The sequence below is a fragment of the Nostocoides sp. genome (assembly GCF_037045025.1).
Taxonomy (GTDB): Bacteria; Actinomycetota; Actinomycetes; order Actinomycetales; family Dermatophilaceae; genus Nostocoides_A.
Genome location: NZ_JBAOHM010000019.1, coordinates 117,567 through 144,487 on the forward strand (window position 1 = coordinate 117,567; position 26,921 = coordinate 144,487).

The following is a 26,921-nucleotide window of genomic DNA, read 5'->3' on the forward strand; positions in this document are numbered from 1 at the left end:
CGGCGACTGGCACTCGCACTGCGGTCGGCGCGGGGCCGAACTAGGGCTGGCGTGGACGTCTTTCGAGGACTCACGTTGGGCTATTCCTCCGTGGGCTCGCCGCCGGGCACCCCGGGCGGCACCGCTTCGCCCGGTGTCGTCTCGGTCGGTGTCGTCTCGGTCGTCGGGGTCAGGCCGGGAGTGGATGTAGCTTGCCCGGTATCGGTGCTCGCACCGGGGGTGGCTGCGCCCGCCGGCGGTTGCGGCGAACCCACGTCGGGTGCGGCGGAATCGCTTGTGGTGGCAGGCGAACCGCTCGAGGGGGCCGACCCATCGGCCGACTGACCCGCGGCCGCATCCGGTGGCGTCGACGGATCGGTGACCACGCTGAAGTCGCTGCTCGTCGCGGCCTCGGCGGAGCCGAGCACCCGGGCCTGCTCCAGGGAAATGAAGGCCGGCGAGGCGGCGGGAACCATGCCGAGGGCCAGCGCCTGCCGGGCGAGCGCCGCCGGTGCACGCACGGCGTCGAGTTCGTCGGTCAACACCTCCTGACGGTCGGCGAGGTAGCTAGACTCGACCGCCAACCGATTGCGGGTGTAGGTCCCCTCGGCCAGTCGCGTGTTGATCAACAGCGTGAGCAGCAAGCCCGCGACCAGCGTGACGAGCATGCCGACAGCGAACCACGCCTGATTGGTGGCAACGCGCCCCGGAACGATCCGCAGTGACGGGCGGCCGCCCCGGCCCCGCCGCACTCGCGCCCGGGTGTGGGCGAGCGCCCGCGGACCCGGCGCCGAGCGCAAGGTCGGTTTGGCGCCGTCGCGGGTCAGCTTGACCGCAGTCTGGGTCAAAGCGCCACCCCCAGTTGACTCGGCTCGCTCAGGCGGGTCCGCTCGGCGGCCCTGACCCGGACCGAGGCCGAGCGCGGATTGCTCGCCTGCTCGTGGGCATCGGCTCCCTCGGCGCCGCGAGTGAGCAGGCGCAGATAGGGGGCGTCCTGGGGCCGCTCCACCGGCATACCAGGCGGCGCGCTGGAGGTAGCTCCTGCTCGCAGAACGGTTTTGGCGATGCGGTCTTCCAAGGACTGGTAGGACATCACGGCGATCCTGCCGCCGACGCCCAGCCGGTCGATGGCCGCCGGAAGCGCCCGGGACCAGGTGGCGAGTTCGTCGTTGACTTCGATACGCAAGGCCTGAAAGGTGCGCTTGGCGATGTGGCCGCCGGTGCGCTGCGCGGACTGCGGAATCGCTGTCGCTAGCACCTCAACCAACTCTCCCGTAGTCGCGAACGCCCGGACTGCCCGCCGCGCGATGATTGCCGAGGCCACTCGTTGGGCATACCTTTCCTCGCCGTAGTCGCGCAGAATCCGGACCAAGTCGGCCCGATCATAGGTATTGACCACGGCCGCCGCGGTGATGCCGCGCCGTTGGTCCATCCGCATATCCAGCGAAACATCGAATCGGTAAGCGAAACCCCGCTCAGGCTCGTCCAATTGCAGCGATGAGACCCCCAGGTCGAACAAGATCGCGGCCACCCGCGTGATGCCGCGCTTGGCCAGCACCTCGGGCAACTCGTCATAGACCGCATGGACGAGTTCGACCCGATCGCCATGGGGACCAAGGCGGTCAGCGGCGAGCGCCAGCGCCTGCTCGTCACGATCGAGCCCGATGAGCCTCGCCGTCGGCGCGACGTCCAGCAGGGCGCCCGCGTGACCGCCCAGACCGACGGTGGCGTCGACCACAACCGCGTCCGGCGCGCTCAGCGCGGGCGCGAGCAACTCGACGATCCGCTCGCGCAGCACCGGGACGTGCCGCTCGGCCGGCGGTGGCGCCTGGCTCATCACCGAGGTCCCTTTCGTGCTGGGCCGCAGGAGGTGGGTCCCCCGCTCTGCTCGGGCGCGAGCCCCGTGGGGTGTCGTGTCGATGGCCCATGGTCCCCATCCGCCGCCCGGCGCGGGGGAAGGCGCGCCGGGATTGCGGCTGGAGGCCACGAGCCACCGAGAGTTCGACGGATGGGGTGAGATCGCTACAGCAGGACGACTCCTTCCTCGTCGAGCGCATCCAGGACGTCGTCGCTCGATGCCTCCACGGCGGCAAAGGCGGCACTGTCCCAGACCTCGAGATAGCTGCCCTGACCGATCACTGCGCACTCGCGCTCGAGTCCGGCCCACTGACGCAAGGCGGTCGGGATGGTCACCCTGCCCTGCCGGTCGACGGTCTCGGTCGAGGCGTGCGCCAGCAGCGCCCGGCGCAGGTGACGCACATTGCGGCTGGCCGAGGATCCCGCAGCCAGCCGGTCGAGAACGCGGTCCTTGAACACCGGATACGGATAGATCGTCACGCACCGGTCCGGTCCCTTGGTGACGACGATGCGCTCGCCGAGGTCGTCGCGGAAGCGCGCCGGGAGGAAGAGCCGGCCCTTGTCGTCCAGCCGCGGGGTATGGATCCCGAGGAACTCGCCGTCCGGCATCTGCCGTCACCTCCCTCACCCACCCAATCGCCCGATTGCACCCGATTTCCCCACTTTACCCCACTACCCACCCCCGTGGGCCGACGGACGGTGATCATTTCCGCCCGGCTGCGGGCGCTGACGTGCTCGGATACGGGTGGGGTGAGGTGGGGAACTTCGCCGGGTGATTCTGCGTCCTTCCATAACAAGTCGGTCCGAACCGCTAGGACCGGCCCGCCTCGTGGGGCAAGATGCCTAAGCCGGTCCGGTGCCGGCCGCGGCGACGAAGGGGTAGATCGGTGACACAGCACGACCAAACGAGTGCGACGACGTCGTCAACTCAGCGCGCGCGTGGGCTCGATGAGGTGCTCGAGGTGACGACCAGCCTGGCCACCTCGATGGGCACCGTCATCCAGGGCAAGCCGGAGGTGATCCAGACGGCCCTGACCGCGCTGCTCGCTGAGGGCCACCTCCTGCTGGAGGATGTTCCGGGCGTCGGCAAGACGATGCTCGCCAAAACGCTCGCGCGCTCCATCGACTGTTCCGTGCGGCGCATCCAGTTCACTCCAGACCTGCTGCCGAGTGATGTCACCGGCGTCAGCGTGTTCAACCAGGATGTGCGGGCCTTCGAGTTCCGTCCCGGGGCGATCTTCGCCAATGTCGTCGTCGGCGACGAGATCAACCGGGCCTCACCCAAGACGCAGTCGGCGCTGCTCGAATGCATGGAGGAGGGCAATGTCACGGTCGACGGACGGACCTACACCCTCCCGCACCCGTTCATCGTCATGGCCACGCAGAACCCGATCGAGATGGAGGGCACCTATCCCCTCCCCGAGGCGCAGCGTGACCGGTTCATGGGCCGGGTTTCGCTGGGCTACCCCAACCCGCGCAGCGAGGCCGACATGCTCCTCTCGCACGGCCAACGCTCCCCGCTCGACGAGCTGCGACCAGTGACCGATGCGGCCACGGTGAGCCGGATGATCCACGCGGTCCGCACCGTGCACACCTCGGAGTCGATCCGTGCCTACATCGTCGACCTCGCGCGCGCCACCCGAGAGAATGCGGCCATTCGCCTCGGCGCCTCCCCGCGGGCGACCTTGCACCTGCTGCGTGCCTCCCGGGCCCACGCCGCGCTCGCCGGGCGCGACTACGTCCTGCCCGACGACGTGCAGGCGATCGTCATCCCGGTGTGGAGTCACCGGTTGATCCTCACCGGCGAGGCCGCGCATGCCAAGCGCTCGCCCGCCGACGTTGTGCGCACGATCATTGATCGGGTGCGCATCCCCTCGCCCGGCTTCTAGCAGGCGGCATGCGACACGTCACGGAGTCCTTGACGCTGCGGGGGCGCTGCTTCCTGGCCGCCGGTGCCGCCCTCGTGGTCTGTGGGCTCGTGCTCGGCTTCCGTGATATCACCCGGCTCGGCGTGCTCGTCGGCGGTCTGCCCCTCATCGTCGGGCTCATCGGCGTGCGCCGTGGACTGGCGCTCACGACCGAGCGGGAGGTCATCCCCTCTCGAGTGCGGATCGACGAGACCAGCGATGTCACGCTCGTCGTCACCAACGCGGGGTCGTCCGCCACACCGATCCTCATGGCCGAGGAACAGCTGGACTACGCCCTCGGCGACCGGCCGCGCTTCGTCGTACCCCGCCTGGGGCCCGGCGAACGGCAGCTGCTGCCTTATCGGGTGCGGTGCAATGTGCGCGGGCGCCACCGTCTCGGGCCGCTCGGTTTGCGAGTCACAGACCCATTCGACCTGACCGTGCGCCTGGCGGTCGTCGCCGACATGGGCGAATTGATTGTCCTGCCTCGAGTCCTCGACCTGACCGGCGGCGGCACGTCGGGCGGGCTGGGCACCGAGGGCACCATTCCGCACATGGTGGCCCTGCACGGGGAGGACGACGTCTCCGTCCGGGAATACCGCGACGGGGATGACTTGCGCCGCATCCATTGGCCGGCGACGGCACGCACCGGCGATCTCATGGTCCGCCAAGAGGACCGGCCAGCCAAACGCCGCGCCGTCGTCCTCCTCGATGACCGGGAGGTGACCAGCTCCGGTCCGCGAACCGCCGGCTCGTTCGAGTGGGCGGTCACGGCGGTCGCCTCGATTTGCGCGATGCTCATCGACGCCGGGCTCTCCACCCATCTCATCCACGGGGGCGGGTGCCTCGAGGCCGCCACCGAAGAGCCGCTGGATCTGGACGATCTCCTCGAATCGCTCGCCCTGGCAGAGCCCGGCCCGAGCGACGCCTTCAGCCAAGGACTCTCGATCGCTGCCGACCGGGTCGGAGATGGCGCGCTCGTCGTCGCCGTGACGGGTCCGCTCGCCGAGTCGGACGCGTTGACGCTCTCCCGGCTGCGATTGGGTGGCTCGGCCGCCATTTGCCTCGTCATGGATCTCGGCGGCAGCGGCAGCAAGGATGCCGCCGCCGCCGCCGCCGAACTGCGCACCCAGGGTTGGGCCAGCGCTGTCGTCGAGAACGGCAGGTCGGTCCCCGAGGCGTGGGCCCAAACAACGTCCGATCTGGTCCAGGCGCGCCGATGAACCGCGCAGCCCGGCCTCTCGACGCGGTTCTCGCCCTCGCCGCGCTCTGGGCCGCGCTGGCGCCGCTGCGGTTGCTGTTCGACTCCTTCGCCTGGGTCAACCCAGCCCTCGGGATCACGCTCGTCATCACCGTCGTCGGGATCCTCGCCCGCGGCGTTTTGGGAGCGCGGTGGCTGGTCGTCGCCCTGCAGGGTCTGGCGGCGGTAGAGGCCTTCAGCTACCTGCATTTGCGCGGGCACCTGTGGCACGGATTGCCCATCCGAGACGCGTTCTTGTCGCTGAACTACCTGCTCTATGACGCGCGGATGACCGTGATGCAGTATGCCGCGCCAGCGCCCGCGGATCGAGGCATCGTCGTCGCTCTCAGCCTGATCATCGGTTGCCTGGCGCTCTGTGTCGATGCCGCCGCCGTCACCCGGCGCTCGCCCGCCGTCGCCGGGCTCGGGCTGCTCGCCGCCTATCTGCTCACCGCCACGAACTCGGGCGATCCGCTGCCCTGGCACGCGTTCGCCCTTCCCGCGGGACTTTGGCTGATCATGCTGGGTCGCAGCGGAATCGACGGGTTGCGCCGCTGGTCCACGGCGATCCCCCTGCGTAGCGGACGCGCCGGCGGACGCGGGAGCAACCCATCGGACGGCTTCGCGGATGCCGCGCGCAATCTCGGGATTGTGAGCGTCGTCGCGGCCCTCGTCATCCCCTGGGCCGTGCCGCATCCCTCGACTCGCTTCCTCAGCGAGGGCCTGGGCACAAGCAGCGACGGCGAAGGTGGAAAGGTCGAGTTGGCGACAACCTTAGACCTCAAGCGCAACTTGGAGGATCGCAGCCAGGCGGTGTGGGTGCGCTACCGCAGCACCGCGGCCGCGGCCGCGCCGCTGCGCGTCGCGGTCCTCGGCGAATACGGGCCGGACGGCCGCTTCCGGGAGAGCCGCGTCTATCCGGCGACCCCGGTGGACGGCAACGGCGCACCGATCGCCGGCACACCCGACCTGCGCGAGATCGGGAGCATGGTCAAGCAGGACGGCATCGCGGTCGAGGAGAGCCGCCTGGACGCCCCACAGATCGCCCTCCCGGACGGCGTGGTCTCGCTCTCGTTGCCCGACGGGGTCGAGGCCACCCGCTTTGGTGACGGGAGCATCGACGTCAGCGAGCCGGCCGCGAGCTACAGCGCCGAGTTCACGACGATCTCGCCCACCCAGGATCTCCTCGAACAGTCCGATGTGACCGAGGACGGCATCTCGGTCCTTCCCGGGGTGGCCCTCCCGGGGCCGGAGTCGCTGGTCGTCGAGCGCGCGGCCACGGCGCGGCTCGATGCCATTTTGGAGCGGATCGTCCCGGACGGCGCCTCGGACCTGGATGCTGCGGTGGCCATCCAGGACTATCTGCGCTCGGACCAGTTCACCTACAGCCTCACCCTCATCGGACCGACCCAGGACGCGAACGGCCGGCTGGTCAACCTCGACCCCGTCTCCCACTTCTTGATGACCAAGCAGGGGTATTGCCAGCAGTTCGCGACCGCGATGATCATGCTGGCGCGCCGGCACGGCATACCGGCCCGAATGGTTGTCGGCTTCCTCCCCGGCACGCTCGAAGCCGGGGTGCGGCAGGTGCGGGCCGCCGACGCGCACGCCTGGCCGGAGCTGTTCTTCGAGCCGATGGGGTGGGTTCGCTTCGAACCCACTCCGGGTTCGCGGAGCGGCGCGGTCCCGTCCTACACCCGGCTCTCCGATAACCGGCCGTCGGCCAGCCGGTCCAGCACGTCCAGCGGGAGCCGGGCACCAACGCAGCGCCCCGATCAGCCGGAGCTGAACGAGCCCGGGACGCGCGACCCCTCGGCATACGACAAGCCGGTCTGGGAACGCCTAGGTGACCTGCCCCGCAGGTCCTGGGTGGTCATCGCGGGGGTCCTCGGGCTGCTCGGAAGCCTCGTCGTCCCGGTGACGGCGGCCCTGCGGCGGCGCCGGCGCCTGACGCGGGCCGCCGACGAGGCAATGCGGATCGAGGTGCGCTGGCTCGATTTGGTCGAGCGTCTGGGCGATCTCGGCATCGCCACACCCGACAGCCTGACGCCGCGGCAGGCCCAGCACTATCTCGCCGATCGGGGTGTGTTGGACGGCGGCGAGAAGGCGGCGCTCGGCCGGGTGGTCGCCGCCGTGGAACAGGCGCGCTATGCGCCGCCGGCCGAGGTGCTCCCCGACCCTGGCAAAGATGTCGAGACCGTGGTGGCCGCCGTCGGCCGCACTCGCTCGTGGCGCACGCGCGTGCGGGCGTGGTTGTTGCCCAGCTCCGGACGCCGAGCCCTCACCGCCGGCACCGAGGCCGTGGTGTCGGTGCCGCGGCGCGGCGCCCAGGCCCTCGCCGGCGTGGCTCGCCGAGTCCGGGATCGGCGGTCCGGGCGACGGAAGTTGTGACCGGGTCCTGACCTCAGTCGAGGTAGTCGCGCAGGACCTGGGAGCGGCTCGGGTGGCGCAGCTTGCTCATCGTCTTGGACTCGATCTGGCGGATCCGCTCCCTCGTCACGCCATAGACCTTGCCGATCTCATCGAGTGTCTTGGGCTGTCCGTCGGTCAAGCCGAATCGCATCGCGACGACGCCTGCCTCCCGCTCGGACAGCGTGTCCAGCACGGAGTGCAGTTGCTCTTGCAGCAGCGTGAAGCTGACGGCGTCCGCCGGCACGACCGCCTCGGAGTCCTCGATCAAGTCGCCGAACTCGGAGTCACCGTCCTCGCCCAGCGGAGTGTGCAGCGAGATCGGCTCACGACCGTATTTTTGGACCTCGATGACCTTCTCGGGGGTCATGTCGAGTTCCTTGGCCAGTTCCTCGGGCGTCGGCTCACGCCCGAGGTCCTGCAGCATCTGCCGCTGCACGCGGGCGAGCTTGTTGATGACCTCGACCATGTGCACCGGGATCCGGATGGTGCGGGCCTGGTCGGCCATGGCCCGGGTGATCGCCTGCCGGATCCACCACGTGGCGTAGGTGGAGAACTTGTAGCCCTTGGTGTAGTCGAACTTCTCGACCGCTCGGATCAGGCCGAGATTGCCCTCCTGAATCAGGTCGAGGAACAACATGCCGCGCCCGGTGTAGCGCTTCGCGAGCGAGACGACAAGGCGCAGGTTGGCCTCCAGCAGATGGTTCTTGGCCTTCTTGCCATCCTGGGCAATCCACCACAACTCGCGCTTGAGCTTCTGGTCGAGCTTGTCCGCGGAGGCCATCCGCTCCCCGGCGAACAGGCCGGCCTCGATCCGCTTGGCGAGTTCGACCTCCTGCTCTGCGTTAAGGAGCGCCACCTTGCCGATCTGCTTGAGGTAGTCCTTGACCGGGTCCGCGGTCGCCCCGGCAGTGACGACCTGCTGGGCGGGCGCGTCGTCCTCGTCGTCGTCGCGGATGACGAACCCTGCGGACTCGTCCAGCTCGTCCTCGGAGGTGGCCGTGGCCGAGCCCTCGTCGGCGCCGTCCTCGGTCTCCTCACTGGTGTCCTCGGCGTCGTCGGCACTCGCGTCGCTGGCCTCGATGCTCGTCTCGGGTGCCTCGTCGCTCCCCTCTTCGACCGCCTCGGCCGCCACGGCCAATTCCTCGGCTTCGGTGGCGTCCAGGTCGGGCTCGACGTCAAGCTCGTCACCGACCTCCTCGTCGCCGTCGTCCGCGGCCGGCTCGGCTGGAGCCGCAGTCGCTGGCTCGGCAGCGGCCCGCTTGCCGGCCGCCTTCTTGGCAGTGGCGGCACGCGCGGTTGCCTTCTTGGCGGGTGTCGGGAGGACCGTGACCTCGATTCCCTGATCCTCCAGCGCCCGGACCACGGCCTTGCGCCGACCCGCAGAGACCTTGGCCGCACGCAGTGCCGTCGCGAGGTCGTCTCCGGTGATCGAACCGGCAGTACGGCCGCGACGGACGAGATCCTGCAGGGCAGGGTGAGCGAATTCGCGGGGTAGTTCAGGAGTGACAGGGGTGGTCGAACGCGGCACGGGCGACACCAGCAACCTTTCCGGCACGGTGAACCCGGCGACGTCGTGGGTTGCCGCCGGGGTTGATCAAAGGGTGTGCGCGGACGGGCACCTGACCGTGTCGGGATCACGTGTCGGGAGGGACCTTCGCAGGTGACCGAGCCCCGCATCGACATTATAAAACCGCGCGGTGCAAACGCCTATTCCGCCAACCGCGAACCCGGACGGGCGACCGTCAGTGCTCGGCCTTGACCGCCAACACCGCGCAGGGACTGTCGAGCAGCACCCGTTGGGCGTTGGAGCCGAGGATCAGCTTGCCGACGGGAGTCCGGCGCCGCAAGCCGATGACGATGAAGTCGGCGGCCACATTGCGGGCTACCTCGATGAGGTCTTCGGCCGGCTCGTTGCCACGGACCATGGTGTGCACATCCACCTCGACACCGCGAGCGCGCGTCTGGTCGAGCAGCTGCTCCAGCTCATCCTCCAGCTGCAGGTCGGGTCCCTCGTCGTGTCGTCCCCCACGAGCGGAGTTGACGACAACGAGCGGCACCTTGCGGAGTTCACACTCGGCTACAGCACGGTCGAAGGCCGCACGCCCCTCGTTGGTCGGGATGAACCCCACGACAATTGTCACCGATGACCTCCTCGTCACACCTGTACCCACAGGCTACTGCCCCGAACTTACCCGACGGTGCGGGAGATCAGGCGGTCGGGGGAGGCGAGGGATCGGCCACGCGCATAGAGCCGCAGCACGAGCGTGGCGAGGACGTGATCGGGGTCGGCTCGGAGGGCGTATTCAGCGGCCAAGGCGGCGGTCGCGCCATCGCCCCAGCATCCGGTGAGCACGGCGAGCATCGCGTAGGGGCCCGCCGCAAGCCGCCCCGGCGTGCGCCTGGCGAGCAGGCACACTCGGTCGGCCAACGCGCGGTGAAACTCCGCCCGCGCCGGTGTGCCATCGCCCCACGCTCGCGGCGTCCGCAGCCGCGAGCCTGCCGCGTAGCGGACGATCTGCTCGGCCCGGCGCACGTGATGGGCGGCCAATTCCTGGACCGGCACCAGACCGGGGACGAGCTGAGCGATCAGAGCATCTCGCCAGTCGGCATCCGCGAGGCTCACGGCGAGCACCAATAGGTGCTCGGGCTCGGGATCCCAACGATCGTCGAGGTCCAACAACGCCCGCCAGGCCCCCTCGGCCCGGCCTACCGAAGCTGCGCTGTGCCCGCGGCCTGAAGTGGCATCGGGGGTTGTTGCCGTCAGCCGGTTGAGGTAGTCCTGGTCCGGCGCGAGGCTGTCAGCAAGCGCTGACCGGCTCGCGAACGGGGAGAAGCCGCGGATCACGAACTCGGCGGCGACCGCGAGCGCCTGGTTCTCGGGCGGCGGGTGCCCCGCTCCTGGGCAGACCGCGCACGGACCGGGTTCGAGATGCCGCCAGGACTCCGCGTCGACCACGAGAAGCGCCGCGACCGGCAGTGCGCGCAACCGCAACCGGCTGGCGAGCCCGCGAAGCAGCGGGCCGCACCGCTCGGCCGCGTCGAAGCCGATCAGACAGACGGCGTCGGGCGTGTGGCGGACGGCGAGGCCGAGCGCGGTGGCGAGCCACGACCGTCGAAAGTCGTCCGAGAGCGGGAGGTCGAGCCGCGTCAAGTGAGACACGAGGCCCGCGCGAAGGCTGACGATGACGAGGCTGGAGCGCGGTCGGAAACCGAGCAGATAGGGCACGGCGGTGAGCAGGTCGGCATCGTTTCGGACTGGAATCGGCATGCCCACAACGATGGGGCAGCCGGGGCGCGCTGTCAGCTGGGACGGCGCCGACCTGTGCAGAACTGTCTGGGCTGATTCGTCGGGTCTGTGGATAACCGGAACCCGGGCCGGGTCAGGTGCGGCGAGCGGAGCCCTTGACGATGATGTGCCGAGCATCCATCGGCCACTGCGCTGCGGGATAACCGGCCGGTTGGGCAAAGGGGGTGCCCGGGTAGGTGGGGGCGGCGCCATCCGGGCTCGGCTGCCCGGCTGCGGCCCGCTCCCAGGCGAGGTAGGCGTCGGTCTCGGTCAAGAAGGTGGCGGCCAACCAGCTCAGCACCATCGCGTCGTCGGCGAGGCCGAAGGCGAGGAGCAGGCCCTCCGGCATGAGGTCGACCGGCGAGACGACATAGGCCAGCGCAGCCCCGAGCAGGGCCAGCCGCCCGATCGTCGTGCCGTTGTAGGTGCCGGCCGTTGTTGCCCGGACCAGGCGCGGCAGCGCCCCCAGGCGGGCGCCGAGAGCCGGGGCGCCGGGACGGGTGGCGGAGCGGACGGCGCTGGCAAGAGTGCGGATCAGGGGCAGACGCGAACGGATCGCCATCGAGTGATCTCCGGGGTAGCGGTCGGCGCCGGCTCACGGGCGCGAGCGGGCACTACTGAAAACGCGTCGGGAGCAGCGGTGATTCCCCGGTTCAGGCGTCGATCACGACCGGAAACTCCCGCCGCGCATTGTCGGCGATGCGCCGGATCAGGTAGGTGTCGAGCCCGGCGCCGACGACACCGCCCGCGACCGGGATCGCCCGGCCGAACCGGGTCAGGACATTCCGTCCGACCGTCGACAGGAGGCGGAAGGCCACCGCCTTGTTGACCACCATCAACACCGGGCCGGGCAGCCGCTGGGCGGCAAGATTGGACAGCCGCCCGGTGGCGACGACCCCGGCCTTCTTGAGCAGATCCTCCGCATCCGCGCCCACGAGGGTCAACAGCACCGCCGAGCGGATCTCCTGCTGGCTGATGTCATAGCCGCGGACCTTCGCCACCGCGGCGACCATGCGGGTCGCGAGCAGATAGAACTCGACGACGTTCGCGGGCAGCGAGACCGGCATCGTGATGAAGCCGCCCATGCTCGTCAGGAAGCCACCCCCGGCGGCGAGCAGCGCGTGGTCCTTGATGATCTCGTCGACGGCGTCCTCGATCCGTGGGTGCTTCTTCAGCGCCGCGGCGGCGACCTCGTCGGCGGAGTCGAAGGGACCACGGCCGTCGATGCCGGTGTCCAGCAGTCGCTCGACGAGCCGGGTGGCGGTGTTACCGACGAAACCCTCGTCCTCCTTCGGTCCGCGCGCGGCCTCCAGCGCCGATTTGCGCGGCGGTGTCACCGCTGTGCCGGGCTTGTCCTTCTCGTCCTTGATCCAGTCGAGGAGGCCCATGTGCAATCCACTCCTTGCTCGTCGGCGCGTGTGCGGAGGAAATCCTTGCACGCCGGCGGCGCAGATGCCGCGGCGCGTCCCGGGCAATCCCGAGGGCCCGCTGTCGCCGGCGCGGCCTAGGTTTGGTCCCGTGCCCGGACCACCTCGCGCGTTGCTCGCGGTCGTCGCGCACGGCGAGCGGATCTGCCTGTATGCCGCGGGCCGGGCCGAGGTGCTCTCCCCCGCTGACGCGGCCGGGCGCATCGATTTGGCCGCGGAGCGGCTGGTCGTCTGGTCGGCAGCCCGGGATCTCACCGCTGTCGTGGCCGCCGGCGCCCGACCGGCCCGCGTGCTGGACCTGGCCGAGGCCCATCGGATCGTGCGCGGGGGCTGGCGCGCCGATCCGGGCCGGGTGTGGGCGGCCGCGACCGGTCTCGACCGCGGCGGGGTTCCCGAGGGACCGGGCGACGATCTGTTTGCCGCCCTGGTCACCGGCCCGGGTGAGGAGGATCTGCTGACGCCCGAGGGCTACCTGCGCCCGGACGCCGTGGCTGGTCGGTGGACTGTCACCGACGACCGGCTGGTCGCGTGGGCGCGCGCCGCGCTCGAGTGCGCCGGACGGCTGGGGCCGCAGCTGGACGGCCTGGGCGCGCGGGCCGCGTCCCTCGCGGCGTCGGAGTCGGCGGCGGCGGTGCTCTGCCTCGAGCTCGAACGCGACGGCCTGCCGATCGACCGGGCGGGCGCGGGCGAGTTGATCGCACTCGCCGCCGGGCCCCGCCCCCGCGACGAGGCGCACGCCCGGGCCATCCGGGCCGAGCGGGACGCGCGGGTGCTCGCGGTTGCGCCCGGACACGACCACACCGACCTGCGCAACCCGGCATCGGTCCGGGCGCTGCTCGCCGCGGTGGGCATCGACGTGCCGACGACCCGCAAGTGGGTCCTGGAGAACCATCGCCACGTCCATCCGGTGATCCCGGCCTTGCTCGACTGGCGCCGCGACGAACGGATCGCGACGACCTATGGCTACGGCTGGCTGGACGCGCACGTCGGCCCCGACGACCGGCTGCGGGGCACGTGGACCGCGTGCGACGGCGCGGCCGGGCGGATGACCGCGCAGAACGGCCTGCACAATCTGCCGGTGCCGATGCGGGCGGCCGTGGCCGCGGCTCCCGGCTGGCGGTTTGTGCGGGCCGACTTGGGGCAGATCGAGCCGCGAGTGCTCGCCGTCGTCTCCGGCGATCCGGCACTCGCCGAGGCCACCGCCTCGCCGGACCTCTATGCCCCGGTCGCCGAGCGGCTCGGCGTCGAGCGCTCGGTGGCCAAGGTCGCGGTCCTGGCGGCGATGTATGGCCAGCGGTCGGGCACCGCCGGGCGGGCGCTCACCGGCCTGCAGCGGGCCTACCCCGTCGCGATGGGCTTCCTCGACGCCGCGTATGCCGCGGGCGTGTCCGGCGCGGACCTGCGGACCTTCGGGGGACGGCGGCTCCGCACGCGCGGCATACGGGATGAGGGCTCCCGGGGGCGTTATGCGCGCAATGCGCTCATCCAAGGAGCGGCGGCCGAACTGTTCAAGTGCTGGGCGGCGACCGTGCGGGCCGCGCTCGTGGATGCGCCCGCCCGGATCGCGCTGTGCCTGCACGACGAGCTGCTGGTGCACACGCCCGCCGGCGACGCGGCGGCCGTCTCCGGCGTCGTCGAGAGCGCTCTCGCCGACGCGGCGCGCCGGTGGAGCGGGGGCGCACCCGTGCGCTTCGTCGCCGACACGACCGTGATCACCCGATGGTCGGAAGCGAAGTAGCCCAGCGCCTGCCGGATCAGCCTGGGGTCTCGTCCTCACCGACCGTGCGCAGGAACTGCTCGAAGTCCGCGGCCAGCTCCTCGCCCGAGGGCAGCGGCGCCGACGGCGGGGCGAGCAGGTTGGGCTTGTCGGCGGCCTCGACGAAGGCGTCATACTGCCGTTCCAAGGCCGCGACGGCGGTGCCGACCTCGGCGTTGCCGGCGATCTCGGCCTCCAGTCGCAGACGGCCCTCGTTTGCCGCGGCGATTAGCGCGTCATTAGGCAGGTTCAGCCCGGTCACGTCGACGATCGCGTTGAGCGCGGTGAGCGCACCGTCATGGAACTCGGCCTGGGCGAGATAGTGCGGAACGTGGACGGCATACCCGACCATCGCCTCGCCCGCCTCCCCGAGCCGCAGCTCCAGCAGCGCGGTGAAACTGCCCGGCAGTTGCACCCGCCCAAAGACCGGGTTGCGCTCACCGATCAGGTTGACGTCGGTGGCGTGCGCCGTCAGCCCGATCGGGCGCGTGTGCGGCACCGCCATCGGGATGCCATGCGCGGTCACGGTCAACCGCACGCCGAGGCGGCGCTGCAACAGCCGGATCGCCTCGACCATCCGCTCCCACTGGTAGTCCGGCTCGGGACCGGTCAGCAGGTAATAGGTCGCGCCGTCGCGGTCGGTCAAGCGATAGAGCAGCAGCGACGGGTCCTCATAGCTGGCGTAGCGCGTCTCCTCGAAGACCATCGCCGGACGCCGGCCCCGGTAGTCGAGCACCTGGTCGACATCGAAGGAGGCGACCACGGTCGCCTCGGAGTGGTCGAGCAGGTGGCTGGTGAGCAGCGCCTGGATGGTGCCGGCGTCGATGAAGCCACCCAACGCGACCAGCAGCGGCCCGGGCACGAGGTCGGCGAGGTCGCCGTCGGCCTCGAATCGGAACAGTTCACTGGGGTTCAGCACGGCAGCATCTCTCCTGCAAGACGACAAGGGATTGTATTCCGCAACGCGCTGCCGGCCCCGTCGATTCCGCCCGGCCCCGGATCAGCGCTCGACCTCGGCGATCGCGCGCAGCACGCGTTTGGCGCTGACCGGGTATGCCGTGCCGAGCCGTTGCGCAAAGACCCCCACTCGCAACTCCTCGATCATCCAGCCGGCGTCGCGGACCCGGTCCGCGCCGCGGGCCTGCGGCGAGAGCGCGGCGAGCAGATCGGCATACGCGCTCTCGACGCGGTCCACATCCGCCATCAGGCGGGTGTCCCGGGCGGGGTCTTGGCCCGCCTTGTCGAGCCGCTCCTCGATCGCGCGCAGGTAGCGCGGCAGGTCCCGAAGGTGGCCGGTGCCGAACTGGGCGATGAAGCCGGGGCCGACGAGCGAGGCGAGCTGGGCGCGCACGTCGGCGACCGTGGCCTGCACGGCCGGGGCGGTCATCTGCTCCAGCCGCTGCTCGATGGCCCGGGCCCGGTCGAGGATCGGCGCGACCTCACCCACGATGCGCAGCACCCGGGCGGCGACATGCGTGCGCACCGCGGCGAGGGCGGCCTCGAACCCGGCCGCGGTGCGCACCCGGCCACCATCGCCACCGGCGACGATCTCGTCGATTGCGGCGGCGAGGGCGTCGTCGAGGAGGGCGGGGACGGAGCCGTGCGGGTTGCGGCCCAGCGCGAGCTTGTCGGCATTGCTCAGCCCGGCGAGGACGCGCTTCCACGGCGGGCTGGTGTTGAGCAACAGCAGCCGGCGCACGCCGAGGCGATGCGCACCGGCCGCCGCGCCGGCACTCGGCAAAACCCTGAGGGACACAGTGGTGCCGGCGTCAACGAGCGCGGGATAGCCGATCACGTCGTGCCCGTCGGCGCGGGTGGTGTAGCTCTCGGGAATCTCGCCGATCGTCCACGACGTCAGCCCGGTTCGCTCAATAGCGGCGCTGGCCCGCGATACTCGGCGTTGGACCTGGCCGGTCAGCCGCTGTTGGAGGGCACCGAGATCCTTGTCGGCGCCGACGACCTCGCCGCGAGCCCCGATGGCCACGAACGTCATCCGCAAGTGGCCCGGCACCTTGGCCGGGTCGAAGTCGCTGCCGGTGACCTGGATCCTGGTGTTTTCCTTGAGAACTCGGGCGATCTCATCAACGATCTGCCCCTCCCCTGGGCGGATCTCCCGGAGCACGTATGCCGCGTGGTTAGGCGCCGGAACGAAGTTGGTTCGCAGCGTCTTAGGTAGCGAGCGGATCAGCGCGGCAACGAGATCGGCGCGCACTCCTGGGACCTGCCAGTCGAATCCCTTGTCCTGCAACTGATTGAGCAGTGCGATCGGGATCTGCACGGTGACCCCGTCCGTGGGCGAGCCGGGATCGAACTGATAGCTCAACCGCAATTCCAGGTCGCCCTGACGCCACGTGCCGGGATAGTCGCCGACGTCGACGCCGGAGTCGTCGGCCCGAGTCAGATCGGCCTCGGTCAGCGTCAACAGGTCCGGATGGTGGCGCCGCTCGCCGCGCCACCACCGGTCGAAGTGCACGGCGGAGACGATTCCCGGTGGCACGCGGGCGTCGAAGAAGGCCTGCACCTGGGCGTCGTCGGCGACGATGCCGCGGCGGCGAGCCCGGTCCTCCAACTCCTCGATGCTCTCTCGCACAGCGCGATTGGCCGTCATGAAGGCGTGCGGCGTGTCCCAGTCGCCCTCGACGAGGGCGTGCCGGATGAACAGCTCCCGGGACAGCTCCGGGTCGATCCGGCCGAACTGCACGGTCCGATCGGCGACGAGCGGAACGCCATACAGGGTCACGCGCTCACTGGCAACGACGCTGCCCTGACTGCGCGACCAGCGCGGCTCGCTGTAGTTGCGTTTGACCAGATGCGCGCCGAGGCGCTCGGCCCACAGTGGGTCGATCCGGGCGTTCACGCGGGCCCATAGCCGCGTGGTTTCGACGAGTTCGGCCGCCATGACAACGTCCGGTTGCTTGCGGAAAAGCACTGACCCCGGCGAGATTCCAAACCGGGCTCCGCGGGCGCCAAGATAATCGCGGGTTCGCTCATCGCGCAGGCCGATGTGCGACAACAAGCCGGCGAGCAGGGCCGGGTGGACGGTGTCGAGGTCCGGGTCGGCGCCGCGCGCGGCGGTTGCGCGCGCGGGATCGATCCGCTGGCTCTTCAGCGCCGCCCGCAACTGCTGATGCAGGTCCTGCCACTCGCGCACCCGCAGGTAGTGCAGGAACTCCCGCTGGCACATGCGACGGAATGCGCTGCTGCTCAACTCCTTTTGCTGGTGCTGCAGGTAGTCCCACAGCTTCAGGTAGCCGGCGAAGTCCGAGCCGTCGACCCGGAAGCGGGCGTGCTGCTGATCGGCCTGGGTCTGCTTGTCGGCGGGCCGCTCCCGGGGATCCTGGATGGACAGCGCCGCAACGATGACGAGCACCTCGCTCGTGCACCCGAGCCGGTCGGCCTCGACGAGCATCCGCCCCATCCGCGGGTCGACCGGCAGCCGGGCCAGGGTCCGCCCGATCGCCGTCAACCGCTCGCCCGGATGCCGCTTGCCCCGCTGCTGCTTACGCCCTGTCAGCGATTCGTCCTTGGGCTGCACGGCGTTCAGCTCGTGCAACAGCCGCAGCCCGTCGGCCACATTGCGCGCGTCGGGCGGGTCGACAAACGGGAAGCGCGCGATCTCGCCGAGCCGCAGATCGATCATCTGCAGCACGACGGCGGCGAGCGAGGTCCGCAGGATCTCCGGCTCGGTGAACGCCGGTCGGGCCTGGTAGTCCTCCTCGGAGTAGAGCCGGATGCAGATGCCGTCGGCGAGCCGGCCGCAGCGACCCGCTCGCTGCCGCGCGCTGGCCTGGCTGATCGGCTCGATCGGCAGCCGCTGGACCTTCAACCGCTGGGAGTAGCGGGAGATGCGCGCGGTCCCGGTGTCCACGACATACCGGATGCCAGGGACGGTCAACGAGGTCTCGGCGATATTGGTCGCAAGGACGATCCGCCGGCCGGGATGCGGCGCGAAGACGCGGTGCTGCTCGGCGGCGGACAGGCGCGAGAAGAGCGGGACGACCTCGGTCTGGGGAAGCGCCATACCGGCTAAAGCGTCTGCGGCGTCCCGGATTTCGCGCTCGCCGGAGAGGAAGACAAGGACGTCGTGGCCGCCCGCCGCGTGCGTGGTCGCCTCGGTCCACAGCTCTTCGACCGCCTCGCAGATGCCGGTGACCTGGTCGCGTTCCTCGCCGTCCACGGTCAGCAGCGGCCGGTAGCGGACCTCGACGGGATACATGCGTCCGGAGACCTCGATGATCGGCGCCGGCCGGCCGCGGTGGCCAAAGTGCTCGGCGAACCGCTGCGGGTCGATGGTCGCCGAGGTGATGATCACCTTCAGATCCGGCCGGCGCGGCAGCAGTCGCTTGAGGTAGCCGAGGATGAAGTCGATGTTGAGGCTGCGCTCGTGGGCCTCGTCGATGATGATCGTGTCATAGCGGCGCAGGTCGCGGTCGCGCTGCATCTCGTTCAACAGGATGCCGTCGGTCATGACCTTGACCGCGGTGTCGGCGCTGGAGGTGTCGGTGAAGCGCACCTGGTAGCCGATCAGCCCGCCGAGTTCGACGTGCAGTTCCGCGCTGATCCGCTCGGCGACCGAGCGGGCGGCGATCCGTCGCGGCTGGGTCAGCCCGATCTGGCCGGACTGCCCGCGGCCGAGTTCGAGGCACATCTTGGGGATCTGGGTCGTCTTGCCCGAGCCGGTCTCGCCCGCGATGACGACTACCTGGTGGTCGCGGATCGCGGCGAGGATCTCCTCGCGCCGCTCGACGACGGGCAGCTCGGGCGGATAGTTCAGGTCGGGAACCGCCCGCGGCAAGGGAGCTTGCGGCTGCGGAGCGGACACAAACGTCAAGGATAGGCGTCCCGGGAGGGGCCCTCGGTGCCCCGAGACCGCTCAGCGAGCGGCGGCGAAGCCCTGCTCGAGGTCGGCGAGGATGTCGTCGATGTGCTCAATCCCGACGGCCAGGCGCACCAGCCCGGGCGTAACACCGGCGGCCAGGCGGTCCTCGTCGCCGCCCTGACTGTGCGTCGTCGTCGCCGGGTGGATCGCCAGTGAACGCACATCGCCGATATTGGCGACGTGACTGTGCAGGGTCAGCGCCTCGACAAAGCGCTTCCCGGCCTCCAGCCCACCGGCGATCTCGAAGGCGAGGACGGCGCCGGCGCCCTTCGGCGCATACCTGGTGGCGCGATCGTTGCTCGGGTCACCCGCGAGCGAGGCCCAGCGGACCGCCTCGACCTGCTCGTGCCCGGCGAGGAACTCGGCGACCCGGCGCGCGTTGTCGAGGTGGCGCTCCATCCGCAGGCTGAGCGTCTCGATGCCCTGAGAGATCAGGAAGGCGTTGAACGGCGAGATCGCCGGGCCCAGGTCGCGCAGCAGCTGGACGCGGGCCTTGAGGATGTAGGACAGGTTCTCGCCACCCGGGCCGGCCGACCCCGAGGTCGGGGCCATAGCGCAGGCCGTGATAGCTCTCGTCCGGAGCGTTGTAGTTCGGATACTTGGCGGGGTCGGCGGTGAAGTCGAAGCTCCCACCGTCGACGATCACGCCGGCGATCGACGTCCCGTGCCCGCCAAGGTATTTCGTCGCCGAATGCAGGACGACATCGGCACCCCACTCCAACGGCCGGAAGACATACGGCGTGGCGATCGTGTTGTCGACGACGAACGGCACGCCGTGCTCGTGGGCAACGGCGGCGATCGCCTCGATGTCCAGCACGTCGGCCTTGGGGTTGGCGATCGACTCGCCGAAGAACGCCTTGGTGTTCGCGCGCACCACCGAGCGCCACGCCCCCGGGTCGGCCTGGTCGTCGACGAAACTGACCTCGACGCCGACCTTGGCGAAGGTGTAGCGCAGCAGGTTGACGGTCCCGCCATACAGGGCCGCGCTCGCGACGATGTGGTCGCCGGCCTCGGCGACATTGAGCAGGCCGAGGGTCGTCGCCGACTGCCCGGAGGCCACCATCAGCGCCCCGACGCCACCCTCGAGCGAGGCGATCCGCTGCTCGACGACGTCCTGGGTTGGGTTCATGATCCGGGTGTAGATATTGCCCGGTTCCGCGAGCGCAAACAGGTTGGCGGCGTGCTCGGTGTCCCGGAAGACATAGGACGTCGTCTGATAGATCGGCAGTGCCCGGGCCCCGGTCGTCGGGTCGGCCTGCTGGCCGGCGTGCACCTGCCTGGTCTCGAACTTCCATTCCGGCGTCATCGTCAGGCTCCTGTCTCGTGGCGTCGGGGTCCACCCTCGACCCGGATGCCGCCCCTCGAACCCGCCATCTCTCGATGCGGACAGCCGCCACGGTCGGCCTCGGCAGCGGAATGATCGCCGCTCCCGGTGAGTTGTCGCTACAACAGTCCCCCGAGTGGAAGGCGCATCATGAGCGGCTACCGTCCCAGCCCCAGCGGCTGGGTTCGTGATCAGGTCGAGGCCATCGAGGCCAATGGGACGACCGCGGGGGTGCAGATCATGGACCGCCCGGTCGTCTTGATGACGATGACCGGGGCCAGGTCGGGCGCCACCTTGAAGGTGCCGGTTATGCGCGTCGAGCACGACGGGACGTATGCCGCGGTCGCCAGCAAGGGCGGCGCCCCGGACAACCCGCAGTGGTACCACAACCTGGTCGCCACCCCGGACATCACCCTCCAGGACGGCAGCGAGGCGCGGCCGGTGCGGGCTCGGCTGATCGACGGCGAGGAACGCACCGAGTGGTGGGAGCGCTGCGTCGCCGCCTTCCCCCCGTACGCCGAGTATCAGACCAAGACCGACCGGCTCATCCCGCTCTTCCTCCTCGAGCCCCGCTGACCCCGACCGCCCACCCACCACCCCCGCTGAGGTCTGCGTTTCTTGCCGAGGTCTGATGATCGGTCATCAGACCTCGGCAAGAAACGCAGACCTCAGCGTGTTTTTGCGGTGCGGCGCAGCCACCACAAGCCGATCACGGGGAGCACCAGCGGCACATAGCCGTAGCCGGAGCCGAAGTGGCTCCATACGGTCTTGTCGGGGAAGGCGTCCGGCGCCAGGTAGGACGCCACGCCGACAGCCAGGACACCGGCGAGTTCGATCGAGCACGCGGTGGTGGCGAGGGCGCGCCAATTCTTGGCCAGGGCGAGCGTCGCGAGCAGATAGATGACCGCGGCCGCGGCGGAGAGCAGATAGGCCAGCGGGGCGCGGTCGAAATACTCGCTGATCTGCAGCACGGAGCGGCCGGTCGCGGCGAGCGCGAGCACGGCATACACCACGACGATCAGCGTTCCCGGGCCCGTGCCGGTGGGGGTGGAGTCAGCCATGGAGGTTCCAGATCTGGGCGATGCGGGCGGCCATCACGGCGACGGCGAACGCGCCGAGGACGCACGCCCCCACGGACCATCGGGTCTTCTCGCGGATCGCGAGCAGCGTCACCAGCGGCGGCACCGTCGGGAGGCTGAGCGCATAGGCGAGGTAGGTCGCCCCCTCGGCAGCCGGGTCGACCCGACCGAAGGTGGTCAGTGCCACGATCGCCAGCGCGATCAGACCAACCTCGACGAGAACGGCCAGCAGCAGCAACGGGTCGTTGATCAGTCGGTCGCGCCAGGCCAGCCAGGCCGCGAGCAGCCCCCACGCCGTCGCCGCCGCGACGACGAGATAGCTCAGCGTGACGACCACGACGGACCAGGCTACGTCACCCCGGTTGCGAGGAGATCACGAGGTATCCCTGCGCGGAAATGATCACCACGACGGCAACCCACTGTGCGGCCGTGGGGCGGGCGCCATACTTCACGACGTCGATCGCCATCAGGCCCACCTGCAGCAACACGATCCAGCCGAGCGTGACGACGGCCATCTCCGCATACTGCAGTGCCGAGGCATAGAACCAGAAGAGCACAAGCGCGCTGGCGACACCCACGGCCAGAGCGGTCTGGCTGCGCGTCGTGACCCACTCCTTGGCGGCGTACGAGAAGACCATGTCTACCGCGGCGAGCACGGCCATCGCGATGCTCGCGCTCACCACGACTGGCCACCCGCCGGGCGCGCGCAGCAGGGGAACCGCATCCATGACGCTCACGACCGATTCCTCCCGCCAACTGACTCGATGGACAGGAGGCAGCGTCGCGCCCGGTGATACGTCGGCCGGCTCAGATCACTCGATCGGGTTGCGCCAGAATCGAATTACCGGAAGTAGCCTCCGATGCCATGACCTTACGCCGCGTCCCTGTCGGCCTCGCGGCTACCGCGCTCGGGTGTGCCGTCGGTATCGGCTCGGCCACCGCCGATCTGGGCCCGATCTCCGGATCGGGAACGATCCGCATGGACGGCGCCGACCGTTATGCGGTCTCAGCGGCCGTCGCCGACCGGATCGTCCAGCCGCCGCAGGAGACGGTGGTCCCGCCTCCGGCGAGGTCTACCCGGACGCCCTGGCGGCGGGCCCCTACGCCGACGTCGCCGGTGCCCCGATCCTGCTCGTGCGCCGCGACTCGATCCCCGACAGCGTGCTGGCGCAGCTGCGTGAGATCTCCCTGGGACGGATCGTTGTCGTCGGGGGGCCGGCGACCCGTCTCCCCCGGAGTCCTCGCGCAGGTGAGACGACCAGGGCGCGAGCGGCTCTCCCCCGAACTGGACGTGCTGCTGGGAGGCGCGCGATCGGCATACGGCGGATCGACGACCTGTGGCCCGCAACCGGTCTATCCATTCCCGAGCGACCTGGACTGCAAGGACTTCGGCAGCCAGCGCGAGGCGCAGGCCTGGTTCGACTACTGGGAGCCCAAGGTCGGCGACAGCTACCATCTCGACGGCGACGACGACGGCTTGGCCGGCGAGATCTGGTAGCGGCCGGGACAAAACGAACCGGGCCCGCGCGCGAGGGGGAGGAGTCCTCGCGCACCGGCCCGGTCCCGGGGAAGGATCTGGGGTTAACCGACCTTGTGCAGCCAGCGCACCGGAGCGCCCTCGCCGGCATAGCGGAAGACCTCCAGCTCGTTGTCCCAGGCCGCGCCGAGCAGCTCCTCGATCATCTCGGTGACGGCCTCGTGGCTGCCGTCGGACTGCGCGAGCACCTCCTTGAGGCGCTCTTCGTGAATCATCACATCGCCGTTGGGGGCCATCCAGGCGTGGTGCAGCCCGAGGCGCGGGGTGTGGCACCAGCGAGAGCCGTTGAGGCCGGCGCTCGGCTCCTCGGTGATCTCGAAGCGCACGCCGGTGAACGAGCGCAACGCGCTGGTCAGGCGGGCCCCGGTGCCCGGCTGGGCCGCCCACGAGATCTCGCCTCGCTTAAGGCCATAGGCGGCCGGCTGATCGGTCCACTCGAAGGGGACCCGGGTGCCGAGGACGCTTTCGAGGGCCCAGATGATGTGCGGGCATAGCGCAGTGGGGGTCGAGTGCACGAACACGACCCCACGCGCGAGCGCACGTGCGCTTCCGACAGACATCCCGGACCTCCCTGGTGTGCGGTGGACGTCTTCCCCAACGCCGCGCACGCCGACAAGCCGGTCGTATCCGTGGGCCCATTGTGCCTCATGACTCTCAGAGACACCAGCCATATGTTCCGGCCACTCCCGTCACAGCCGCATCTGATCATCTCGACCCCACCGGATCGAGGACAGCTCACCGGTCCCACCAACCGCGAGGGGGAGTCGCGGCGGTGGGACCGGGGCCGGATCGGTGCGGGCGAGGGGGGTGCCGGCACCGATCTGCCGGACGCCGCCCGGGGGGGAGGGTGCGGCGACCGGTCGTTGGTTCAACTCCCATGCACCTCTGACTGTTCCACGCCAAGGGCTGGCGTGGTGAGGATTCCGCTAAGAACCTGCTGTGCCGTAGGGAACACGGTCGTGCGGGGCCATCCTCAGCCGCGCAGCAGCGCCGGGTGCAGGTGGGTGGCGGCGCCGGCGGTATAGAACGCCGTCGGGGGCCGGCCGACGCCGCTCGGGCGGGCCTCGGGCGGGTCGGCCTCCTCGACAAAGCCGGCCGTCGACAAGACCTTGCGGATGAACGTCCCGCGGTGCGGCGGGGTGCCCCAGACCGCGGCATAGACCCGGTGGAGGTCGCCGAGCGTGAATGGCGCGCTCACGAACTGGGTCGCGAGCGTCGTGTATTCGAGCTTGGCGCGCACCCGCTCCAAGGCGTCGGCGAGGATGACCTCGTGGTCGAAGGCCAGCCGCTCGATCACCGGGTCGTCGTTGCCGTCGACCGGCAGGTCGGCGATGGCCCACCAGCGCGCCGTCCGCGCATCTGAGCCGGCCACCGGCTCGGGCAGACCCGAAGCAAAGGCGACGTGCGCAATCGAGACCACCCGCATGCGGGGGTCGCGCCCCGGTGCCGAATAGGTGGCGAGCTGCTCGAGATGGAAGCCGGACTCAACGCCGGTCTCCTCGGTCAGCTCGCGCGCCGCGGCGTGCGCCGCGTCCTCGTCGGGCTCGATGAAACCGCCCGGCAGCGCCCAGCTCCCCGCGAACGGGTCCTCCCCCCGCTCGACGAGCAGCACATTCAGCGCCCCGGCCCGGATCGTGAACACGCACAGGTCGACGGTCACGGCGATCGGTGGATAACCCCGGGAGTCGTATGCCGCTCCCTCGCCTTCGGCGCGCGCGCTCACTTCCGCTCCCCCCTCGACCCCGCACCTCGGTCACCGACCGGCTCCAGGGCCGGCCCGACCAGGATGCCGGCAGCGGACATCTCGGCCAGGGCAGCCGCCGTGCTCACCGGGTCCACTCCGGCGTGCAATCCGCGCAGCACCGAGGTGGTGAACCCCAGCCGGACGGCATCCAGCGCCGTGGCGCGCACGCAGTAGTCGCTGGCGATGCCGACGATGTCGAGGTCGAAGACGCCGGCCCGGTGCAGCACGTCAGCCAGCCGCTCCCCCGCCGCGGTGGTGCCCTCGAACGCCGAATAGGCCGGCGCATCCTGGCCCTTGCGCACCGCCTGCACGGGCACGCGCACCTCGCCCAGGGCGGCCGCGAGGCCGGGGTGCACCTGCGCGCCTGCGGTCTCGGCCACGCAATGCTCCGGCCAGGTGCCCTGGAAGTCCGGCTTGGCGGCGAAGTGGCCGCCGTTGTCGCTGCCGGGGGTGTGCCAGTCCTGGCTGGTCACGACCACGGCGTAGCGGTCGGCATCCTCCGCCAGCATTTCCCTGATCCGGGCAGCGACCGCATTACCACCGGAGACGGCGAGGGCTCCCCCCTCACAGAAGTCGGGTTGGACATCGACGATCAGCAGCGCACGCGTCACGACGGCTCTCCTTCCAGTTCGGCGATCATGGCCGGCGGGCCCGAGGCGATCAGGCGCGCGGCGCTCGGCAGCGCGGCCAGGGCGTGAGCGGCATACGACCTGATCGCGGCGAGCTCGGGCCGATGCACGATCTCACCCGCGGACACGGCGGCCACCTGCAGCGGGCGGGCCCCCTCGGGCGTGTGGCCGTCGAGCCGGAAGGCCTCGCGCCCATCGGGGTGGCGGTAGGCCGTCTTGGTCCCTCCGACATTGCCCTTGCCCTCGGCCCGCTTGGCGACCGGCCGCCCATCGAGTTCGACGAGCTTGTAGACGAAGCCGGCGCTCGGGTGGCCCGACCCGGTCGCGACCCGGGTGCCGACGCCATAGGAGTCGACCGGGGAGCGGGCCAGCTCGGTGATCAGGTATTCGTCGAGGTCGGACGTGACGACGATCTTGGTGTCGGTGGCGCCGAGCGCGTCCAGCTGGGCGCGCGCCGCCGCCACCGCGCTCGGCAGATCGCCGGAGTCGATCCGGATCGCCCCGGGCCCGCTCGCTCCCCGCTGCCGCGCCACCTCGACCGCAGTCGCGATCCCCTGCTCGGTGTCATAGGTGTCGACGAGCAGTGTCGTTCCCAGACCGTGCGCGTCCAGCTGCGAGGCGAACGCCTCGGCCTCGCTCGCGTGCGCCATCACGAAGGCATGCGCGGCCGTGCCCGCCGTCGGCACGCCATGCCGCTCCCCCGCCGCCAGATTGGACGTCGTCGCAAACCCGGCGATGTATGCCGCTCTCGCCGCCGCCACCGCCGCCTCCTCGTGGACGCGGCGCGACCCCATCTCGATCAGCGCGCGCCCCTCGGCGGCCAGCACCATCCGGGCGGCAGCGGAGGCAATCGCGCTGTCGTGGTTGAAGATCGACAGCGCAAGGGTCTCCAGCACCAGGCCTTCGGCCAAAGTGGCGCGCACGGATAGGACAGGAGAGGCGGGATACCAGATCTCGCCCTCGGGATAGGCGACGATGTCGCCGGTGAAGCGCCACTGCGCCAGGTGTGCGGCCGTGGCGTCGTCGATCACCCCGGCCGCGACCAGCCACCCCAGGCTGGCCTCGTTGAAGCGGAACTGCTCGAGCGCGTCGAGGAAGCGACCCAGGCCGGCGACCATGCCGAAGCGCCGGCCCTCGGGCAGGCGGCGGGCGAACAGCTCGAAGGTCGCCGGCGCCCCAACTCGACCGTCGCGTAGCAGCGCGGCATACATCGACAGCTCGTAGCGGTCGGTCAGGAGCGCGGTCGTCGGGCGCATGGGGGTAAGCATAACGCCCTGTTTGCCTCATTCTGCGACAAATAACCGGCGGATCTCGGCTTAGATAGGGGCATGGCCACGCGCCCCCACCGCCTGCTCGTCGTCCACCACACGGTCTCCCCCGCGACCGAGGCGATGCTCGACGCGGTCCTGCGAGGCACCCGCGCCGAGGAGATCACCGGCGTCGACGTGGTGACCAAGGCCGCGCTGGCGGCCACCGCGAGCGATGTCCTGGCCGCCGGCGCTGTCGCGCTCGGCACCCCGGCGAACCTCGGCTACATCTCCGGGGCGCTCAAACACTTCTTCGACCAGATCTACTACCCCGTCCGCGAGGAGGCGCGCGGAACGGCATACGGGCTGTTCCTGCACGCCAATGAGGGACCCGACGGGGCGCAGCGCGCCGTCGAGACGATCACGACCGGTCTGCGCTGGGAGCGCGCCGTGCCCGATGTCGTCGTTCGGGACGCGCCGACCGCGGCGGATCTGGAGGCGTGCTGGGAGCTGGGCGCCACCCTCGCGGCCGGCCTCATGCCGGCCGACTGAATTCACACACAACCTGTTCGCCTCTGCGAGCGTCTGCCGGATGTGGGGCGTGTGGGACGCCCCACC

The 26,921-nt window shown here is 70.4% G+C and carries 23 protein-coding genes and 2 pseudogenes; 7 read left to right on the plus strand and 18 right to left on the minus strand.

Annotated features, from left to right (window positions below; all coding sequences use genetic code 11):
- Positions 1-80 precede the first annotated feature (80 nt).
- The 3 genes from ftsL to mraZ form a co-directional block, all read right to left on the minus strand.
- Positions 81-827 (minus strand): cell division protein FtsL, encoded by a 747-nt coding sequence (gene ftsL / locus V9G19_RS27600; protein WP_462288583.1) that lies wholly within the window; start codon positions 825-827, stop codon positions 81-83.
- Entirely contained in the window at positions 824-1,816 is a 993-nt protein-coding gene (rsmH, locus tag V9G19_RS27605) for a 16S rRNA (cytosine(1402)-N(4))-methyltransferase RsmH (RefSeq protein ID WP_462288584.1), read from the minus strand. The genes ftsL and rsmH overlap by 4 nt, the downstream gene beginning before the upstream one ends.
- Before the next feature lie 185 nt (positions 1,817-2,001).
- Positions 2,002-2,445 carry a division/cell wall cluster transcriptional repressor MraZ gene (gene mraZ / locus V9G19_RS27610; protein ID WP_462288585.1) on the minus strand — a complete coding sequence of 148 codons (444 nt, stop codon included), beginning with the start codon at positions 2,443-2,445 and terminating at the stop codon, positions 2,002-2,004.
- Between the two features lie 278 nt (positions 2,446-2,723).
- On the opposite strand from mraZ, the gene V9G19_RS27615 reads away from it, so the two are divergent.
- Genes V9G19_RS27615 through V9G19_RS27625 form a run of 3 tightly spaced genes read left to right on the plus strand, consistent with a single transcriptional unit; the run spans position 2,724 to position 7,374 of the window.
- Positions 2,724-3,725 carry an AAA family ATPase gene (locus V9G19_RS27615; protein WP_462288586.1) on the plus strand — a complete coding sequence of 334 codons (1,002 nt, stop codon included), beginning with the start codon at positions 2,724-2,726 and terminating at the stop codon, positions 3,723-3,725.
- Positions 3,726-3,733: 8 nt separating this feature from the next.
- Positions 3,734-4,966, plus strand: a complete 1,233-nt coding sequence (locus V9G19_RS27620) for a DUF58 domain-containing protein (protein WP_462288587.1) — start codon at positions 3,734-3,736, stop codon at positions 4,964-4,966.
- Entirely contained in the window at positions 4,963-7,374 is a 2,412-nt protein-coding gene (locus V9G19_RS27625) for a transglutaminase TgpA family protein (protein WP_462288588.1), read from the plus strand. Before V9G19_RS27620 ends, V9G19_RS27625 begins: the two co-directional genes overlap by 4 nt.
- Before the next feature lie 13 nt (positions 7,375-7,387).
- Here the strand turns inward: V9G19_RS27625 and V9G19_RS27630 are convergent, their stop codons facing one another.
- The 5 genes from V9G19_RS27630 to V9G19_RS27650 all read right to left on the minus strand — a co-directional run bounded on the left by V9G19_RS27630 (position 7,388) and on the right by V9G19_RS27650 (position 12,069).
- Positions 7,388-8,932: an RNA polymerase sigma factor gene (locus V9G19_RS27630; protein WP_462288589.1), complete on the minus strand. Its 1,545-nt coding sequence runs from the start codon at positions 8,930-8,932 to the stop codon at positions 7,388-7,390.
- A gap of 205 nt (positions 8,933-9,137) precedes the next feature.
- A complete protein-coding gene (locus tag V9G19_RS27635; RefSeq protein WP_462288590.1) occupies positions 9,138-9,536 on the minus strand; it encodes a universal stress protein in 399 nt (132 codons plus the stop codon).
- A 47-nt stretch (positions 9,537-9,583) separates the two neighbouring features.
- Entirely contained in the window at positions 9,584-10,663 is a 1,080-nt protein-coding gene (locus V9G19_RS27640) for a DUF4192 family protein (RefSeq protein ID WP_462288591.1), read from the minus strand.
- A 112-nt stretch (positions 10,664-10,775) separates the two neighbouring features.
- Positions 10,776-11,243: a YkvA family protein gene (locus tag V9G19_RS27645; RefSeq protein WP_462288592.1), complete on the minus strand. Its 468-nt coding sequence runs from the start codon at positions 11,241-11,243 to the stop codon at positions 10,776-10,778.
- A gap of 91 nt (positions 11,244-11,334) precedes the next feature.
- Complete coding sequence (locus V9G19_RS27650) at positions 11,335-12,069, minus strand: EcsC family protein (protein ID WP_462288593.1); 735 nt, start codon at positions 12,067-12,069, stop codon at positions 11,335-11,337.
- 130 nt (positions 12,070-12,199) lie between these two features.
- Here V9G19_RS27650 and V9G19_RS27655 point away from each other — a divergent pair, with 130 nt between their 5' ends.
- Positions 12,200-13,846: a DNA polymerase gene (locus tag V9G19_RS27655; RefSeq protein WP_462288594.1), complete on the plus strand. Its 1,647-nt coding sequence runs from the start codon at positions 12,200-12,202 to the stop codon at positions 13,844-13,846.
- 16 nt (positions 13,847-13,862) lie between these two features.
- Here the strand turns inward: V9G19_RS27655 and V9G19_RS27660 are convergent, their stop codons facing one another.
- The 3 genes and pseudogenes from V9G19_RS27660 to V9G19_RS27670 form a co-directional block, all read right to left on the minus strand.
- Positions 13,863-14,783: a PAC2 family protein gene (locus V9G19_RS27660; protein WP_462288595.1), complete on the minus strand. Its 921-nt coding sequence runs from the start codon at positions 14,781-14,783 to the stop codon at positions 13,863-13,865.
- An 81-nt stretch (positions 14,784-14,864) separates the two neighbouring features.
- Positions 14,865-18,686 carry an ATP-dependent RNA helicase HrpA gene (gene hrpA, locus V9G19_RS27665; protein ID WP_462288596.1) on the minus strand — a complete coding sequence of 1,274 codons (3,822 nt, stop codon included), beginning with the start codon at positions 18,684-18,686 and terminating at the stop codon, positions 14,865-14,867.
- Between the two features lie 51 nt (positions 18,687-18,737).
- A pseudogene (locus tag V9G19_RS27670) lies at positions 18,738-20,049 on the minus strand (bifunctional o-acetylhomoserine/o-acetylserine sulfhydrylase).
- 168 nt (positions 20,050-20,217) lie between these two features.
- Here V9G19_RS27670 and V9G19_RS27675 point away from each other — a divergent pair.
- Positions 20,218-20,643 (plus strand): nitroreductase family deazaflavin-dependent oxidoreductase, encoded by a 426-nt coding sequence (locus V9G19_RS27675; RefSeq protein WP_462288597.1) that lies wholly within the window; start codon positions 20,218-20,220, stop codon positions 20,641-20,643.
- A gap of 92 nt (positions 20,644-20,735) precedes the next feature.
- Here the strand turns inward: V9G19_RS27675 and V9G19_RS27680 are convergent, their stop codons facing one another.
- From V9G19_RS27680 to V9G19_RS27690, 3 genes are read right to left on the minus strand one after another with little or no spacing between them, the layout of a single operon-like run.
- Positions 20,736-21,128: a hypothetical protein gene (locus V9G19_RS27680; protein WP_462288598.1), complete on the minus strand. Its 393-nt coding sequence runs from the start codon at positions 21,126-21,128 to the stop codon at positions 20,736-20,738.
- The gene (locus tag V9G19_RS27685; protein ID WP_462288599.1) at positions 21,121-21,483 is read right to left on the minus strand and encodes a hypothetical protein; all 363 of its coding nucleotides are present in this window, start codon (positions 21,481-21,483) and stop codon (positions 21,121-21,123) included. The genes V9G19_RS27680 and V9G19_RS27685 overlap by 8 nt, the downstream gene beginning before the upstream one ends.
- 16 nt (positions 21,484-21,499) lie before the next feature.
- Positions 21,500-21,883, minus strand: coding sequence for a hypothetical protein (locus V9G19_RS27690; RefSeq protein WP_462288600.1), 384 nt, complete (start codon positions 21,881-21,883; stop codon positions 21,500-21,502).
- On the opposite strand from V9G19_RS27690, the pseudogene V9G19_RS27695 reads away from it, so the two are divergent.
- Positions 21,873-22,307, plus strand: a pseudogene (locus V9G19_RS27695) (cell wall-binding repeat-containing protein); the annotation flags it as partial. The gene V9G19_RS27690 and the pseudogene V9G19_RS27695 overlap by 11 nt on opposite strands.
- A 420-nt stretch (positions 22,308-22,727) precedes the next feature.
- Here V9G19_RS27695 and V9G19_RS27700 read toward each other — a convergent pair.
- The 4 genes from V9G19_RS27700 to V9G19_RS27715 form a co-directional block, all read right to left on the minus strand.
- Positions 22,728-23,243 carry a DUF3145 domain-containing protein gene (locus tag V9G19_RS27700; RefSeq protein ID WP_462288601.1) on the minus strand — a complete coding sequence of 172 codons (516 nt, stop codon included), beginning with the start codon at positions 23,241-23,243 and terminating at the stop codon, positions 22,728-22,730.
- Between the two features lie 413 nt (positions 23,244-23,656).
- Positions 23,657-24,406 carry an NUDIX hydrolase gene (locus tag V9G19_RS27705; RefSeq protein WP_462288602.1) on the minus strand — a complete coding sequence of 250 codons (750 nt, stop codon included), beginning with the start codon at positions 24,404-24,406 and terminating at the stop codon, positions 23,657-23,659.
- Positions 24,403-25,038 (minus strand): isochorismatase family protein, encoded by a 636-nt coding sequence (locus V9G19_RS27710; protein WP_462288603.1) that lies wholly within the window; start codon positions 25,036-25,038, stop codon positions 24,403-24,405. The genes V9G19_RS27705 and V9G19_RS27710 overlap by 4 nt, the downstream gene beginning before the upstream one ends.
- Positions 25,035-26,312: a nicotinate phosphoribosyltransferase gene (locus tag V9G19_RS27715; protein ID WP_462288604.1), complete on the minus strand. Its 1,278-nt coding sequence runs from the start codon at positions 26,310-26,312 to the stop codon at positions 25,035-25,037. Before V9G19_RS27715 ends, V9G19_RS27710 begins: the two co-directional genes overlap by 4 nt.
- A 72-nt stretch (positions 26,313-26,384) precedes the next feature.
- Between V9G19_RS27715 and V9G19_RS27720 the strand changes: the two genes are divergently transcribed.
- Entirely contained in the window at positions 26,385-26,855 is a 471-nt protein-coding gene (locus tag V9G19_RS27720) for a flavodoxin family protein (RefSeq protein ID WP_462288605.1), read from the plus strand.
- The last annotated feature ends 66 nt before the right edge of the window (positions 26,856-26,921 follow it).

Excerpts from the sequence above, each read along its gene's own strand:
- mraZ (WP_462288585.1), bottom strand. The coding sequence starts at position 2,445 with ATGCCGGACGGCGAGTTCCTCGGGATCCATACCCCGCGGCTGGACGAC.
- V9G19_RS27675 (WP_462288597.1), top strand. The coding sequence starts at position 20,218 with ATGAGCGGCTACCGTCCCAGCCCCAGCGGCTGGGTTCGTGATCAGGTC.
- V9G19_RS27700 (WP_462288601.1), bottom strand. The coding sequence starts at position 23,243 with ATGTCTGTCGGAAGCGCACGTGCGCTCGCGCGTGGGGTCGTGTTCGTG.
- V9G19_RS27620 (WP_462288587.1), top strand. The coding sequence starts at position 3,734 with ATGCGACACGTCACGGAGTCCTTGACGCTGCGGGGGCGCTGCTTCCTG.
- V9G19_RS27645 (WP_462288592.1), bottom strand. The coding sequence starts at position 11,243 with ATGGCGATCCGTTCGCGTCTGCCCCTGATCCGCACTCTTGCCAGCGCC.
- V9G19_RS27650 (WP_462288593.1), bottom strand. The coding sequence starts at position 12,069 with ATGGGCCTCCTCGACTGGATCAAGGACGAGAAGGACAAGCCCGGCACA.
- V9G19_RS27720 (WP_462288605.1), top strand. The coding sequence starts at position 26,385 with ATGGCCACGCGCCCCCACCGCCTGCTCGTCGTCCACCACACGGTCTCC.
- rsmH (WP_462288584.1), bottom strand. The coding sequence starts at position 1,816 with ATGAGCCAGGCGCCACCGCCGGCCGAGCGGCACGTCCCGGTGCTGCGC.
- V9G19_RS27640 (WP_462288591.1), bottom strand. The coding sequence starts at position 10,663 with ATGCCGATTCCAGTCCGAAACGATGCCGACCTGCTCACCGCCGTGCCC.
- V9G19_RS27715 (WP_462288604.1), bottom strand. The coding sequence starts at position 26,312 with ATGCGCCCGACGACCGCGCTCCTGACCGACCGCTACGAGCTGTCGATG.
- V9G19_RS27625 (WP_462288588.1), top strand. The coding sequence starts at position 4,963 with ATGAACCGCGCAGCCCGGCCTCTCGACGCGGTTCTCGCCCTCGCCGCG.
- V9G19_RS27680 (WP_462288598.1), bottom strand. The coding sequence starts at position 21,128 with ATGGCTGACTCCACCCCCACCGGCACGGGCCCGGGAACGCTGATCGTC.